Raw genomic sequence first — 14,781 nt, 5'->3', positions numbered from 1 at the left:
CGGGGCGGTCGGATGGTGTGGATATCACCTCCTCCGGATAAGGCTGCGATAAGGATGAGTGAATTCCCGGTGGTGTGTTTCTTTACGAGTGGACAGGGGAGAGGGAAACGGGCGTCAACCGGTAGTGGTTATTCCGCTTGTTTCCGTCGCCCATTCGGCCCGGTGTGATGATCCTTTCAGAGACTGTGTGCTTACTGTGTGCCCGTTGCGAAATCGCACGTTAGGCCGAAGGGTTATGGGGCGAACGTGTGTAGTGATCTTGTGACACAAGTGTGACCGGCGCGGGGCATGCGGATGCCCTGCGACCGGGTGGTGCCCCCGCTTCCGCCGCCGTCCCGGGCCGCCTACGGTGAGGGGTATGGCACCCGTACCGAACCCCCCGGCCCAGCCCGACGACACGCCGGGCGCGTATGTCGGCCTCCCCTCCGAGGCCGCCGAGCGGCGCGCCCGGGAGCGCGGCTGGGCCACTGTCAGAGCGCTGCCGCCGGGGACCGTGATCACCATGGAGTTCCAGGCCGGCCGGATCAACTTCGAGGTCGAGGCGGGCGTCGTCCGGCGCTGCTGGACGGGCTGAGGCCCGCTCCGGCCCGGACACGGCGAAGGCCCCGACCGCAGTCGGGGCCTTCGCCGTGTCCGGGGTCAGCCGCCGGTCACGGGCCGGGCCGGGGCCGCGCCGCCGCGCGGCGCACGGTCCGGATGCGGGGCCGGGCGGCGGCTGCCGGACGGCGGGACGGGGGGCCGCTCGGAGCGGGCCGGGTGGCCCTGGTGCCCGGACGGCCCCGAGAGGGCGCGTGGACGGGCCCCCGTGGCCGTCACGACCGCCGGGGGGTGCCCGCCCCCCGTGGTCTCGCGGACGGTGTTCCGCGGGGCGCCCTCGCCGACGGCCGGCAGGGCCGCGGGCGCGGGGCGCGGGGTGTCGGCGGCGACGGGCCCCGCCGGGGCCGGGGTCCGGCCGCGGGCGGACAGCCACTCGCGGGCGGCGAAGATCCAGTTCTCGGCCCGGGTGATCAGTGGCTCGACCCACGGCAGGCCCAGCAGGATCAGCAGCCCCGCGGCCCAGCCGAGGAGCACGTCGCTGAGCCAGTGCGTGCCGAGGTAGACCGTCGTGAGGCCGACGCCCAGGGAGACCAGCGCGGACATGGCCGACAGATAGCGCCTGGCCCTCGGCGTGGCGGCCAGATAGGCGAGGATGCCCCAGGTCACGACGGCGTTCGCGGTGTGACCCGAGGGAAATATATCGCCGCCGGCGAAGAGCTCCGCCGATCCGATCCGGGTCGCGTAGTGCGGGCCGAGCCGGCCGAGGCCGATCTTGACCGCGCCCACCGACAGGTTGAGCAGCAGCAGCGAGGCGCCGAGCGTGAGCAGCGGCCGCAGCGTGTGCTGGCGCCAGGAGCGCCAGCCGAGCCAGCAGGCGACCATCACGGCCGTCGGTCCGCGCTGCCCGAGGACGACGTAGTAGTCGAGGAAGGCGTGGATGCCGGGCCACTGCTGGTACGGCCGGAAGAGCATGACCTTCCAGTCCAGGGCCACCAGCCAGGACGACATGAGCACGGCAATGACGATGGCCACATAGAAGGCCAACGTCCCGCCGAAGAGAGCGATGCGGTGACGGCTCATCCGCGGTGTCTCTATCTTCGGCGGCTCCGGCTCCCGGTCCAGGCGGGCAAAGATGTCGGTACGCACCCAATCGACGTTACAGCGAGTGAGTGGGTGACCCGGTCGATCCGGGCGCTTTGTGATGACGATGTGATGTGGCCCGTGTCTCGTCCGGGCCCGTTTTCCATGGCCGCGACGGATTTCCCGATCGCCTTTTCCGCATTCCGCCGGAGGTCTTTCCATAAAAGCATTCGGTGATGGACGGAAAAAACTACCGGCGCGTATTCCAGCCGTATCCCCGGGCTCTCCGGGCTGAACGGACGGTGGCGGTCCGGTTACGGGAGGGCTTCGCCCGAGGGGCGCCGAGGGGGCCGGACGGCCCCCGGGACCGGCTCCCGGACCGGTCCGCGCAGGTCGCGGCCGGGGGCGGGGTAGGGGGGCGGCGGAACCCGGCGCAGTGGCGTACGCCACACTCGACGGCGCCGGGGGCTATGAGATCGGCCACGTGTGGCCCTGCCGAACTCGCGTACGCTGCGGATCACTCGCCCGTCGATGCCGGGTCCGGGGGACAGCGGGTGCCGCGTCCCCGGGGCGCCCGCCGAGCGCGAGCGACTTCTTGGGAGGTAGCTGCATGTCAGGAACGACCACGGCCCGCATCCGTCTGCGCGAAGCCGCCGGCGGCGCCAACCGCTGGGTCGTCCTGGTCGTGCTCTGCCTCAGCCTGCTGCTCGTGGCGCTCGACGCGACCGTGCTCCACGTCGCCGTCCCCGCCGTCACCGAGGACCTGCGCCCCGGCGCCGAGGCCCTGCTGTGGATCGTGGACGCCTACCCGCTGGTCTGCGCCTCGCTCCTGATCCTCTTCGGCACGCTCGGTGACCGGGTCGGAAGACGGCGCGTCCTGCTGCTCGGCTACGCGCTCTTCGGCGTCGCCTCCGCCGTCGCGGCCCTGGCCGACAGCGCCGGGGTGCTCATCGCCGCCCGTGCGCTGCTCGGCGTCGGCGGCGCGATGATCATGCCCGCCACCCTCTCCCTCCTCCGGCAGGTCTTCCCCGACCGGCGGGAGCGGGCCGTGGCCATCGGCGTGTGGAGCGCCGTCGCCGCCGTGGGCGCCGCCACCGGGCCGGTCATCGGCGGCTTCCTCGTCGAGCACTTCTGGTGGGGCTCGGTCTTCCTGATCAACATCCCGCTGATGGCCCTGATCCTGCCGGTCGCCCGGCTGCTGCTCCCCGAGTCCCGGGGCGGCCACGACGGACCCTGGGACGTCCTCGGCGCGCTGATGGCCGCCGCCGGGGTCCTCGGCCTGGTCCTCGGCGTCAAACGGGCCGGCGGCGGCGAGGGGCCGCTCGCCCCGGCCACCGTCCTTCCGCTGCTGGCCGGGGCCGGGCTGCTCGCCGCCTTCGTCCGCCGGCAGAAGCGGCGCACGCATCCGCTGGTCGACATCGGCATGTTCGCCCGGCCCGCCTTCTCCACCGCGGTCGGCTGCATCGTCCTCGCCATGCTGGCCCTGGTCGGCCTGGAGCTGATCGCCGTCCAGTACCTCCAGCTCGTCCTCGGCCTGAGCCCGCTGGAGACCGGGCTGCGGCTGCTCCCGCTCACCTTCGCCGCCATCGCGGCCGGCGCCACCGGCTCGTACACCCTGCGCCGGGTCGGCCCGCGCCGGATGGTCGGTGCCGGGTTCGTGCTGACGGCCGCCGCGGTGCTCGCGCTGACCGCGATGGGCGCGCACGACCGGCCCGCGCTGCTGACCGCCGCCTTCGTGGTGCTCGGCTTCGGCCTCCAGTCCACGCTGTTCGGCGCGTACGAGTCGATGCTCAGCGACGCGCCCGCCGACCGGGCGGGCGGCGCCGCCGCGATCGGCGAGACCTCCTACCAGCTCGGGGCCGGCATGGGCATCGCCCTGCTGGGGAGCGTCATGAACGCCGCGTACGCCCCCGGCCTCGCCGGACTCGCCAAGGAGGGCGTCCCGGCCGCCGCCGGCGCCGCCGCCGCCCACTCCCTCGGCGAGGCATACCAGGAGGCCGCCCGGCTCGGCGGCCCGCTCGGGGCCCTGCTGCGCAGCACCGCCCGGGACGCGTTCGTCTCCGGACTGCACCTCACCCTGCTGGTCAGCGCCGGTCTGCTGCTGCTCGGGGCGCTCGCCGCACTCCGGCTGCCCCGGCTGATGGAGTGCCCGCCGCCGCACCGCGAGCCCGCCCGCGCCGGCTCCGGCCACCCGATGCCCGCGCCCCGCCCCGCGGCGGAGACCGCCGTGCGCGGCGCCGTCCCCGCCCCGTGCGAGCCGCCGTCCCAGGACCGGCCCGAGGTCCTGCTCCGCCTCCCGGCGCGCCGCCGCCCCGCCGAGGCCACGGGCTCTGGACGCACGGCACACTGAGCCGTACCGTCGGCACGGCGCCCGACTAGCACTGCTAGTTTTCGGCGTGCCGACCCCGGTCGTCCACCGACCCCGGTCGCCCGATCGACCCCCGTACCGTGCGAGCCGCCGGAGGCACCCCCTCATGTCCACCGCCCCGTCCGCCAAACTGCCGCCCTTCGACCCCCGCGACCCGATCGGCATCGACGATCTGCTGGGCGCCGAGGACCTCGCGATCCGCGACACCGTCCGGTCCTGGGCCACCGACCGGGTTCTGCCGCACATCGCCGAGTGGTACGAGAACGGCGAACTGCCCGGCATCCGCGAGCTGGCCCGCGAACTCGGCTCGCTCGGGGCGCTGGGCATGTCCCTGGAGGGCTACGGCTGCGCGGGCGCCACCGCCGTCCAGTACGGACTGGCCTGCCTGGAGCTGGAGGCCGCCGACTCGGGCATCCGCTCGCTCGTCTCCGTCCAGGGCTCCCTCGCCATGTACGCGATCCACCGCTTCGGCTCCGAGGAGCAGAAGCGGCGGTGGCTGCCCGGTATGGCGGCCGGTGAGACCATCGGCTGCTTCGGCCTCACCGAACCCGACCACGGCTCCGACCCCGCGGGCATGCGGACCTTCGCCGAGCGGGACGGCGAGGACTGGGTGCTGAACGGCCGCAAGATGTGGATCACCAACGGTTCCGTCGCCGGGGTCGCCGTCGTCTGGGCGCAGACCGACCGGGACGGCGGGGCCGCCGGCATCCGCGGATTCCTGGTCCCCGCCGGCACCCCCGGCTTCTCCGCGCCGGAGATCAGGCACAAGTGGTCGCTGCGCGCCTCGGTCACCAGCGAGCTGATCCTGGACGGGGTGCGGCTGCCCGCCGACGCGGTGCTGCCCGGCGCCACCGGGCTGCGCGGCCCGCTCAGCTGTCTCAGCCACGCCCGCTACGGCATCGTCTGGGGGGCCATGGGCGCGGCCAGGTCGGCGTTCGAGACGGCCGTCGACTACGCGCGGACGCGTGAGCAGTTCGGGAAGCCCATCGGCGGCTTCCAGCTCACCCAGGCCAAGCTCGCCGACATGGCCGTCGAACTGCACAAGGGCATCCTGCTCGCCCACCACCTCGGCCGCCGGATGGACGCGGGCAGGCTCCGCCCCGAGCAGGTCAGTTTCGGGAAGCTGAACAACGTGCGGGAGGCCATCGAGATCTGCCGCACCGCGCGCACGGTCCTCGGCGCGAACGGGATCTCGCTGGAGTACCCGGTGATGCGGCATGCGACGAATCTGGAATCGGTGCTCACCTACGAGGGAACCGTGGAGATGCACCAGTTGGTACTGGGCAAGGCGCTCACCGGTCTCGACGCTTTCCGGTGAGCACCCTGCTCAGCTCTGGTTGAAGAAGCCGTCGGCCGGCCGGCCGACGGCCTCGCCGCTGACGACGTGGGTGTCGGCGGGGCTCAGCAGGAAGACCCGGGTGGCCACGCGGTCGATCGAGCCGCGCAGTCCGAAGATCAGGCCCGCGGCGAAGTCCACCACGCGCTTGGCGTCGGCCGCGTCCATGGACGTGAGGTTCATGATCACCGGGACGCCGTCCCGGAAGAGCTCGCCGATGCTCCGGGCGTCCCGGAAGCTCTCGGGGGTCACGGTGGCGATGCGGCGGCCCGTCTCCTCGGCCGTCTCGGTGGCCACCCTCACCCGGGGGTCGGTCACCCAGGCCTGGGCCTGACCGGTCGTCCCGGTCCGCGCGCCCTCGACGTACTCCTCGTCGTCGTAGTACCGCTCGTCGTTGTCCTCCACGAGGCCCAGCCAGGCACTCGCCTTGCGCACCGATCCCATGGACGCCTCCTCTCACCGCGGTTCCTTGGTGTTCCGCATGTCTTTCGTATCCCTATGGTCGTCCATCATGCGGATCGTGCGCCAAGGGGATAGGCGGCGCGCAGGGCATTCGTGACGGTACTGGTGCAGAACATGTGGCGATTCGTCAAGGTACGTCCCGCATACGGCCCCTGGACATAGGAAAATATGCTTCTCCGGTCCGTATGGGTGACCTGGGGGACGTACGGGTGAACGGATCACTCGATACGATGCACGTCGCGCAGGCGGCCGAGCGCCGCGTACAACTGAACGACTCCCGGGGGATGGCCGTGTTCGGAATCGTCAGGCCCTGTGCCCACCGCCTGTCGGAGGGGCTGAAGACCGAGTGGATGGCCCATCTCTGCGGGCTCTGTCTGGCACTTCGCTCCGACCACGGGCAGTTCGCCCGGATCGTCACGAACTATGACGGTTTGATCGTCTCGGTGCTGACGGAGGCTCAGGCCGAACGCGCCCCCGGCCGGCGCCGCACCGCCGGTCCCTGCCCGCTCCGCGCGATGCGGACCGCGCCCGTCGCACACGGCGAGGGCGCCCGGCTCGCCGCCGCCGTCTCCCTCGTGCTGGCCTCCGCCAAGGTGCGCGACCACGTCGCCGACCGGGACGGGCTGTTGGCGCGCCGCCCGGTGGCCGCCGCCGCCCGTCGCGTGGCCGCCGGCTGGGACCGGGCCGGGGCTCGCGCCGGGGCCCGGCTCGGCTTCGACACCGCCGTCCTCGTCGACGCCGTCGACCGGCAGACCGGCATCGAACGGCTCGCCGGCCCCGGCACCCCGGTGCTCACGGTCACCGAACCCACCGAGACCGCCACCGCGGCCGCCTTCACCCACACCGCCGTCCTCGCGGGCCGGCCCCGGAACGCCGAACCCCTGGCCGAGGCGGGCCGGCTCTTCGGGCGCCTCGCCCATCTCCTGGACGCCGTGGAGGACCAGGAGGCCGACGCCGCGTCCGGAGCCTGGAACCCGCTCACCGCCACCGGCACCTCCCGTGCCGAGGCCCGCAGGCTCTGCGACGACGCACTCCACGGCATACGGCTGGCGCTGCGCGACGCCGAGTTCACCGACGGCCGCCTCGCCCATGTGCTGCTCGCCCACGAACTGCGCCGCTCGGTCGACCGGGCCTTCGCCACGGACAGCTGCTCGCACCGGGAGGGCGGCCTGCTCACCGCGACCGGCGGACCGTCAGAAACCGTGCTCACGGGCTCGTTCGGCCCGGCTCCCGGCAATCCGTACGCCCCGTCGGGGCCCGGCGCGCCCTTCGGCCCGCCGCAGCCGCCGCCCGAGCCCCCGCGCGACCGGCGCGGGCTGATCATGGGCTGCCTGGTGTGGGCGGGACTCGCCTGCACCTGCCAGATGTGCTGCGGCACCTTCGAGGACCCGTGGAGCGGGCAGCGCCGCGAAGGACTGTGCAGCCAGTGCGACTGCGGCAACTGCTGCGACGCGTGCGACTGCTGCAGCAACTGCGGCGACTGCTGCGACGGCTGTGACTGCTGCGACTGCAGCTGCTGAGGCCGCGTCACCTTCGGAAACCGGCGTACGGACGTGGTCCCGTCCGACGGACGGGACCGGTGAGGGGAGGGTGGTGCGGAGCTGTGTGTCCGGGGGCGCGCTGGGAAAGGGGCTCGTACGCCGGTCACGGCGCGAGCGGGAGAACGGGAGAAGCAGGGGGCGCGCTCAACAGGAACAGGACCACACGCGACCGAAGTCGATGTGGGAGCGCCTGACCAGCCACTGCTGCGAATGCATGGCGCCAGTGGACCAGGCATCCGGGTGAACCGTCAACTGCCCCCGGACGCACGGCTCACAGTGTGGACAGGCTTGACAGCACCCCGTGCACCGGGATTGTCTCGAAGCACCGGACCGGGCTGAGGGGCCCGTCCGCGTGCTGTACCGAAAGCTGTTCTCCGTGCCGGGGGCGCGCGCCGTGCTCGATCGCCGCATCCACGGAGTCTCCGCATGCCCGCGCAGCCGCACCCTCGTCCGCCGGTGCCTTCCGCACCCGCTCCCGTCCTCCCCGCCCCGCACCGCCGCACCCGCGCGGGTGCCCGGTGACGCCCGCCGTGTCCCTCGTCGTCGTCGGCGCGGGCCCCCGCGGCACCGGCCTCGTCGAACGCCTCGCCGCCAACGCCCCCGCCCTGTGGGGCGACCGCCCGCTCGACCTCCACCTCGTCGACCCCTACCCGCCCGGCGCCGGGCGGATCTGGCGTGACGGCCAGTCACCCCTGCTGTGGATGAACTCCATGGCGGAGGACGTCACCATGTTCACCGACGAGACCGTCCGCCTGGAGGGCCCCGTCCGGCCCGGACCCGCCCTGGACGCCTGGGCGGCCGGACTGCGCGCGTCCGAAGCCGCGTCCGTCACCGACGACCCCGGGCTCCGCGCCGAGATCGAGGGCCTGCGCGGCCAGGACTTCCCCAGCAGGCGGCTCCAGGGCGCCTATCTGCGCTGGGTGTACGAACAGGCCGTCGCCGCGCTGCCGCCCTCCGTCACCGTCCACGAGCACCGCCGCCGCGCCCTGCGCGTCACCGGCCCGCGCGAGGGCCGCCAGCGGGTCCATCTGGAGGGCGGCCCCCCGCTCGACGCCGACCTCGTCGTCCTCACCCTCGGCCACCTGGACGGCGAACCGGACCCCGAACAGCGCCGGCTCGCCGACTTCGCCCGCCGCCACGGGCTCGTCCACCTGCCGCCCGACTTCACCGCCGACACCGATCTCGACGCCCTCACCCCGGGCGAGCCCGTCATCGTGCGCGGTTTCGGACTCGCCTTCATCGATCTGATGGTGCTGCTCACCGAGGGCCGGGGCGGTCGGTACGAGAACGGCGCGTACCTGCCCTCCGGCCGGGAACCCGTGCTGTACGTCGGATCGCGGCGCGGCGTCCCGTACCACTCCAAGATCGGCTACGGGTGGCAGGGCGAGCGGCCCGCCCTGCCGCGCTTCTTCGGGCCCGGCCGGACCGCGGAACTCCGGGAGAGGAAGGGCCCGCTCGACTTCCGCCGCGACCTCTGGCCCCATATCGACAAAGAGCTGGGCCACGCCCACTACCACCGGCTCTTCACCGCCCACCCCGCGCGCACCGCGTCCGACTGGGCCTCCTTCGAGGAGAAGTACGAGGCCGCCGCACCGGGCAGCGCCGAGCTGAGGGACCTGATAGCCGCCGCCGTCCCCGACCCCGCCGACCGGCTCGACCTGGACGCGCTCGACCGCCCGCTGGAGGGCGTGCGGTACGACTCCGCCGAGGCGTTCCAGGAAGCGACCCGCGCCTACATCGCCGCCGACCTCGCCCGTCGTCACGACCCGGAGCACAGCGAGGACCTCGCGGTCTTCCTCGGACTCCTCTCCGTATACGGCCAGTTGGCCGGGCTCGGCGACATCGGCGACCACTGGCACGGCTTCTTCAGCTATCTCGCCTCCGGACCGCCCGGCCCCCGGCTGCGTCAGCTCCTCGCCCTGTCCGAGGCCGGGATCGTCCGCTTCCTCGGGGCCGGCACGACCGTCGAGACCGACGAGGAGAAGGGCCTCTTCCGCGCCGCCGGCGCCACCGTCCCGGGGGAGCGGACCGAGGCCCGCGCGCTGGTCGAGGCCCGGCTCCCGGACCCCTCGACCCGCCGCACCCGCTCCGCCCTGCTCCGCGCGCTGTACGAGGACGGGGCCTCGGCCACCGCCACCGGGCTGCTCGCGGTCGACCCGGCCGACGGCCGGATCCTCGGCCGCGACGGCACCGCCCACCCCCGCCGCTTCGCGCTCGGACCCCACACCTCGGCCCGGACCAGCGGCGCCTTCACCCGACCGCGCACCGGGGGCCCGGCCTTCGCCCAGAACGACGCCACCGCGCGCGCCGCCCTGGAGTCCCTGCGGCGGATCGCGGCCGGGGGCGAGGAGGCCGGTGCCGCCACGGCCGGGGGAGCGGAGCCCCGTTCCGGGTCCCGTGGGGGCGGTGACGCGCCCCGGAACGGAGCCGTGACCTCCGGCGCCGCGGCGCGCGGCACCGCGGCGTCGCCCCGGCCCCGCCGGGGAGGCGGCTCCCGCTCCGGCCCCGACCCCGCACCCGTACCCGGACCCGTCCCCGATCCGCCGGACCGGTCCTGACCCTCCCGAGGGGCCCCGCCCGCGCCGGGCGCCGTACGGCCGGATGCCGTACCGGTCCGTCGTGGCGCGGACCCTCCCCGACCCTGGTGAAAGAGCCCGTCATGTCTCCCTTCCGACCGCTCCATCTGGCCGCCGAGATCGGCGGCCCGCCCCGGTACGACCCGGCCCACTACACGGGGCTCGCCCGTCTCGCGGAGCGCGGAGCCCTGGACTTCGTCACGCTCGGGGACTCCTTCGCCCGCCCCGGGCCGGACGCGCTCGCGGTGCTCGCGCGGGTCGCGCCCGCCACCCGCAGGATCGGGCTCGTCCCGAGGATCGCCACGACCCACACCGAACCGTTCGCCGTGGCCTCCGCCGTGGCCACGCTGGACTGGGTCAGCCGGGGCCGGGCGGGCTGGCACGTGGACGTGTCGACGACCGAGGCCGAGGCCCGGCTGTTCGGCCGCCGCGCCGCACCAGCGGCCGGACTGTGGCGCGCGGCCGCCGCGTCCGCCGGGGCGGGGGAGCGGCTGTGGGACGGCTGGGCGGACGGGGCGCCCGAGGCGGAGGCGGACGGTGCTCCCCGGCGGCGGGGCGCCGCACCGCCGCCGCCCCCGCAGGGCCGCCCGGTGACCGTCGTGGACGGCACGGCCGAACCGGCCAGGGCGGTCGCGGCCCGCCACGCCGATGTGGTCCTGGTCCGGGCCACCACCCCGGAGCGGACCGCGCAGATCTGCGACGATGTGCTCCGCCGCGCTGCGGACCACGGACGCGGCCCCGGTGACCTGCGGGTCCTCGCCGCGCTCACCGTCGATCTCGGGGACGCCGAAGCACCCCCGGAACCCGGGCTGGCGAGCGGGCCGCCGCTCGCCGGGCACGGCACGTACTACCGGGGCGGCCCGGTCGACCTCGCCGACCTCATCACCCGGTGGCACCGCTGCGGAGCCGTCGACGGATTCCACCTCACCCCGATCACCCCCGGACGCGATCTCGAACGGATCGTCAACGGGACCGTCGCCCTGCTTCAGCACCGCAGCCTCTTCCGCACCTTCCATCCCGGCGGGACGCTCCGCGAGCACCTGGGGCTGGCCCGCCCGGCCGGCCGCCGCAGGCGGGAGGGGGAACGGGTGTGACGAACGCCCCGGAACAGATGTGTCTCGCCGTGCACTTCCCGGATGCGAACGGTACGAGTGCCCGGACGGCCCCCCGTGCGACGGCCCGGAACGAGTTCTCCGCCCTCGAACGCCTCGCACGCACGGCCGAGCGCGGCCTGTTCGACTTCCTCCTCCTCCCCGAGCCGCCCCGGCCGCCGGCGCACGCGGGAGCGCGGGACGCGGGGAGCGGGGCCGGATACCCCGATCCGCTCACCGCGCTGGGCGCGCTCGCGGCCGTCACCGACCGGATCGGCCTGGCCGCCACCGCGGGCACCGCGCCCGGTCGGCCGTACCTCCTCGCCCGCAGGCTCGCCACGCTCGACCACCTCAGCGCGGGCCGGGCCGGGTGGCACGCCGCCGTGGAGCCCGGCAGCGGCGACCCGGCGGGCGAGCGCGCCGAGGAGTTCCTCACCGTCGTCCGGGCCCTGTGGGACTCCTGGGAACCCGACGGCACCCCGCGCCCCTTCGCCCACCGGGGCCGGCACTTCACCGCCGAGGGAGAGTTCACCGTCCCGCGCTGCCCGCAGGGGCGCCCGGTGGTCATCCGGACCGGGGAGGCGCCGGGCGACCGCGCCGCCGCCGCGGCCTCGGCCGATGTGCTCGTCGCCCCGCTCGGCACCCCCGCCGGGGGGCGGGCGCTGCGCGCGGATCTGGACGAGCGCCTGGCCGCGCACGGACGGCGCCCGGACGAGCTGAAGATCCTGCCGGGCATCGGGGTGGTGCTCGGGGACAGCGACGCCGAGGCGCGGCGGCGGGCGGCGGGGATCAGGCCGCAGCGCTCGACGGACCGTCAGCCGTTCGTCGGCTCCCCGCGGACCGTGGCGGCCGGGCTGACGGAGTACGTGGCCGAGGGGGCCGCCGACGGCTTCCTCCTCGTCCCCCGGCTCACCCCGGGCGGCCTCGGCGAATTCGTCGACCGGGTGGTCCCGCTCCTCCAGGAACAGGGGGTGTTCCGCACCGCGTACACCGGCTCGACGCTGCGGTCGCACCTCGGACTCGCCGAGCCGGTGTGGAAGGGTTGATCCCATGAGCACGGAAGCGCAGGCGCAGGCGGTACGGGACTGGAACCACTGGCACGAGGAGCGGACGGCGGCGGTCGCGGCACCGTACGGGCCGCTCTCCCTCACCGGCACCCACTGGCTCTCGGACCACCCGGAGGGTCGAATTCCGGCCGTCCCGGGCACCTGGCGGGAGGACGGCGACCGGATCGCGCTCACGGCGGGGCCCGAGGACGGGCTGACCGTCGACGGGGAGCCCTTCGCCGGGCGGGTGCTGCTCGGCGCGGACCGGGGCCCGATCGACGCCTCCCGGGTGGCCGCGGGGCGGCGCAGGCTGGTGGTGCTGAGCCGTGAAGGTCTGTGGGCGGTACGGGACTTCGACCCGGACGCGCCGGCCCGGCGGGCCTTCCGGACCATCGAGGCCACGCCCTACGATCCGCGCTGGAGCGTGCCGGGCACCTTCCGCCCGTACGAGGCCGCGCACAGCGTGCGGGTGGAGAACGCCGACGGCGTGGAGCGCGGGCTGGGGCTCGGCGGGGAGATCTCCTTCACCCTGGACGGCGACCCGCACACCCTGCGGGTCGCGGTGGAGAGCGACGGCTCGCTCTGGGCGGTCTTCGCGGACGCCACCAGCGGGAACAGCAGCTACCGCTTCCGGTTCCTGCGGCCGGCCGCCCCGGCGGAGGACGGGTCGGTGACCGTCGACCTCAACCGGGCGCTGCTGCCGCCGTGCGCCTTCGCCGACCACTTCATCTGCCCCTTCCCGCCGCCCGGCAACACGCTTCCGGTGGCCGTCGAGGCGGGGGAGCGGCGGCGGATCGACGGCTGAGCCGCCGTAAGCGACGGCCCCGGCGGAGTGTCCCGCGCCGGGGCCGTCGGTTGTTGGGGGGACGCGACCTGAGGCCAAAAGGTGGTCTTGCGCCGGAAGTTGACGCCTTGAATACTCCGCTGCAGCGCTTGTCAGGGACACGGCGGTTCCGGAATGCGGACGGCCGCCGTGCGCCTGACTGCGCCTCACGGGTCCGACCACCCCACAGGCGGACCCCCGACCCCCCTCGGGAGGGAACAAGTGAGGATCAAGCGCACCACCCCCCTCAGCGGTACCGCCAGACGCAGCCGGGCCGTCGCCCTGGCCGCCGGTCTCGTGGCGGTCGCCGCGCTCGCCGTACCCAGCGCGCAGGCCAGCACCACCGGCACGTACAGCGCGAACCAGCTCTCCGCCGCGAGCGACGCCGTGCTCGGCGCCGATGTGGCCGGCACGGCCTGGAACGTCGACCCCGTGACGAAGAAGGTCGTCGTCACGGTCGACAGCCGGGTCACCGACGCGCAGATCCGGCACATCAAGGAATCCGCCGGTGCCAACGCGGGAGCCCTGCGCGTCGAACGCACCTCCGGCACGTTCAGCAAGCTGCTCTCCGGCGGCGACGCCATCTACGCGCCCGGCTGGCGCTGCTCGCTCGGATTCAACGTCCGCAGCGGCAGCACGTACTACTTCCTGACGGCGGGCCACTGCACCGACGGCAACCCGCCCTGGTACACCAACTCCTCCAACACCACGTCCATCGGCCCGACCGTCGGGTCGAGCTTCCCGAACAACGACTACGGCATCGTCCGCTACGACAACGCCTCCGTCAGCCACGAGGGCACCGTGGGCAGCGTCGACATCACCGGCGCGGCCAACGCCACGGTCGGGATGTCCGTCACCCGCCGCGGTTCCACCACCGGCATCCACAGCGGCAGCGTCACGGGGCTGAACGCCACGGTCAACTACGGCAACGGCGAGATCGTCTACGGCATGATCAGGACGAACGTCTGCGCCGAGCCCGGCGACTCCGGCGGCCCGCTGTACTCCGGCTCCAAGGCGATCGGCCTGACCTCGGGCGGCAGCGGCGACTGCCGTTCGGGCGGCACGACGTTCTTCCAGCCGGTCACCGAGGCGCTCAGCGCGTACGGCGTCAGCGTCTACTGACGCCGGTCCGGCCGGCTCCGCGCTCCGGAGCCGGCCGAGCCTCGAATGCGCCGGTCGAACACCCCGAGCCCCCGCCCGAATCGCGGGCGGGGGCTCCCGCGGACCCCGCGGCTTTTGAGATGATGTGCCGCAGGACGGTCGCGCAGGAGCAACGGGGGCGGATGCTGTGCCTTCCCGGAGGGATGCCCTCCGGGACCCCCGGCAGACACCCCAGGGGGTTCCAGGTCCGTGAAACGCATCGGAGTGACCGGCCATCGCAGCATTCCGCAGGAGGTGCACGAGCATGTCCTCGCGACGATGCGGGCGGCGCTCGGCGGCATCGACGGCTGTGTGGAAGCGCTCTCCAGCCTGGCCGTCGGGGCCGACCAGATCTTCGCCGACCTCGCCCTCGCCCATGGCGCCCGGCTGACCGCGGTCATCCCCAGCGGCGACTACGAGGACTGCTTCGCCGACGGCGCCGAACTGGCCCGCTACCGGGCCCTCAAGGCCCGTGCCGCACGCGAGGTCAGGCTCGGCTTCCCGCACTCCACGGACGAGGCCTACTACGCGGCCGGCACCTATATCGCCGACCACTGCGACCGGCTGCTGGCCGTCTGGGACGGCCGCCCCGCCCGGGGCCTCGGCGGCACCGGCGACATCGTGACGTACGCCCGCGGCCTCGGCCGCCCGGTCACCGTCATCTGGCGCGACGGCGTGGAACGCGACTAGGCCGTGTTTTAGAAGTGGGCTCCGTCTCTCGCCCTGTGCCGTGATGATCTCGGTGTGGGGCGAGGGGATCTTTCTGACGAGCAGTGGTCGG

At 74.2% G+C, this 14,781-nt stretch carries 12 protein-coding genes; 10 read left to right on the top strand and 2 right to left on the bottom strand.

Features of this window, described 5'->3' with window-relative positions:
• Positions 1–358 precede the first annotated feature (358 nt).
• Positions 359–574, top strand: coding sequence for an I78 family peptidase inhibitor (locus ACWCXC_RS33890; protein ID WP_450684947.1), 216 nt, complete (start codon positions 359–361; stop codon positions 572–574).
• 65 nt (positions 575–639) lie between these two features.
• Here ACWCXC_RS33890 and ACWCXC_RS33885 read toward each other — a convergent pair whose 3' ends face one another.
• Positions 640–1,683 carry a phosphatase PAP2 family protein gene (locus tag ACWCXC_RS33885; protein ID WP_450891501.1) on the bottom strand — a complete coding sequence of 348 codons (1,044 nt, stop codon included), beginning with the start codon at positions 1,681–1,683 and terminating at the stop codon, positions 640–642.
• Positions 1,684–2,227: 544 nt separating this feature from the next.
• Between ACWCXC_RS33885 and ACWCXC_RS33880 the strand changes: the two genes are divergently transcribed.
• A complete protein-coding gene (locus tag ACWCXC_RS33880) occupies positions 2,228–3,967 on the top strand; it encodes an MFS transporter (RefSeq protein WP_450891500.1) in 1,740 nt (579 codons plus the stop codon).
• A 124-nt stretch (positions 3,968–4,091) separates the two neighbouring features.
• Complete coding sequence (locus ACWCXC_RS33875) at positions 4,092–5,303, top strand: acyl-CoA dehydrogenase family protein (RefSeq protein WP_450685470.1); 1,212 nt, start codon at positions 4,092–4,094, stop codon at positions 5,301–5,303.
• A gap of 9 nt (positions 5,304–5,312) precedes the next feature.
• Here the strand turns inward: ACWCXC_RS33875 and ACWCXC_RS33870 are convergent, their stop codons facing one another.
• Complete coding sequence (locus tag ACWCXC_RS33870) at positions 5,313–5,765, bottom strand: cell division protein SepF (RefSeq protein ID WP_450685469.1); 453 nt, start codon at positions 5,763–5,765, stop codon at positions 5,313–5,315.
• Positions 5,766–6,073: 308 nt separating this feature from the next.
• Here ACWCXC_RS33870 and ACWCXC_RS33865 point away from each other — a divergent pair, with 308 nt between their 5' ends.
• The 7 genes from ACWCXC_RS33865 to ACWCXC_RS33835 all read left to right on the top strand — a co-directional run bounded on the left by ACWCXC_RS33865 (position 6,074) and on the right by ACWCXC_RS33835 (position 14,690).
• On the top strand, positions 6,074–7,303 hold the full coding sequence (locus tag ACWCXC_RS33865; RefSeq protein ID WP_450891512.1) for a DUF5685 family protein: 1,230 nt from the start codon (positions 6,074–6,076) through the stop codon (positions 7,301–7,303).
• A 539-nt stretch (positions 7,304–7,842) separates the two neighbouring features.
• The gene (locus ACWCXC_RS33860; RefSeq protein ID WP_450891499.1) at positions 7,843–9,882 is read left to right on the top strand and encodes an FAD/NAD(P)-binding protein; all 2,040 of its coding nucleotides are present in this window, start codon (positions 7,843–7,845) and stop codon (positions 9,880–9,882) included.
• A 101-nt stretch (positions 9,883–9,983) separates the two neighbouring features.
• On the top strand, positions 9,984–10,994 hold the full coding sequence (locus ACWCXC_RS33855; RefSeq protein ID WP_450891498.1) for an LLM class flavin-dependent oxidoreductase: 1,011 nt from the start codon (positions 9,984–9,986) through the stop codon (positions 10,992–10,994).
• 17 nt (positions 10,995–11,011) lie between these two features.
• Positions 11,012–12,037, top strand: coding sequence for an LLM class flavin-dependent oxidoreductase (locus ACWCXC_RS33850; protein WP_450891511.1), 1,026 nt, complete (start codon positions 11,012–11,014; stop codon positions 12,035–12,037).
• A gap of 4 nt (positions 12,038–12,041) precedes the next feature.
• Positions 12,042–12,842: a DUF1684 domain-containing protein gene (locus tag ACWCXC_RS33845; RefSeq protein WP_450891497.1), complete on the top strand. Its 801-nt coding sequence runs from the start codon at positions 12,042–12,044 to the stop codon at positions 12,840–12,842.
• Between the two features lie 240 nt (positions 12,843–13,082).
• Positions 13,083–13,982 (top strand): S1 family peptidase, encoded by a 900-nt coding sequence (locus tag ACWCXC_RS33840; protein ID WP_450685465.1) that lies wholly within the window; start codon positions 13,083–13,085, stop codon positions 13,980–13,982.
• Positions 13,983–14,210: 228 nt separating this feature from the next.
• Positions 14,211–14,690 (top strand): hypothetical protein, encoded by a 480-nt coding sequence (locus tag ACWCXC_RS33835; protein WP_450685464.1) that lies wholly within the window; start codon positions 14,211–14,213, stop codon positions 14,688–14,690.
• Positions 14,691–14,781 lie beyond the last annotated feature (91 nt).

This window comes from Streptomyces sp. NPDC001515, assembly GCF_053597115.1.
Note: the sequence above shows the minus strand (reverse complement) of the source record. Positions and strands in the feature narration are given on the sequence as shown.

What these genes read in the sequence shown, in the direction of transcription:
- ACWCXC_RS33890 (WP_450684947.1), top strand. Translation starts at nt 359, where the DNA reads ATGGCACCCGTACCGAACCCCCCGGCCCAGCCCGACGACACGCCGGGC.
- ACWCXC_RS33880 (WP_450891500.1), top strand. Translation starts at nt 2,228, where the DNA reads ATGTCAGGAACGACCACGGCCCGCATCCGTCTGCGCGAAGCCGCCGGC.
- ACWCXC_RS33875 (WP_450685470.1), top strand. Translation starts at nt 4,092, where the DNA reads ATGTCCACCGCCCCGTCCGCCAAACTGCCGCCCTTCGACCCCCGCGAC.
- ACWCXC_RS33870 (WP_450685469.1), bottom strand. Translation starts at nt 5,765, where the DNA reads ATGGGATCGGTGCGCAAGGCGAGTGCCTGGCTGGGCCTCGTGGAGGAC.
- ACWCXC_RS33855 (WP_450891498.1), top strand. Translation starts at nt 9,984, where the DNA reads ATGTCTCCCTTCCGACCGCTCCATCTGGCCGCCGAGATCGGCGGCCCG.
- ACWCXC_RS33850 (WP_450891511.1), top strand. Translation starts at nt 11,012, where the DNA reads ATGTGTCTCGCCGTGCACTTCCCGGATGCGAACGGTACGAGTGCCCGG.
- ACWCXC_RS33845 (WP_450891497.1), top strand. Translation starts at nt 12,042, where the DNA reads ATGAGCACGGAAGCGCAGGCGCAGGCGGTACGGGACTGGAACCACTGG.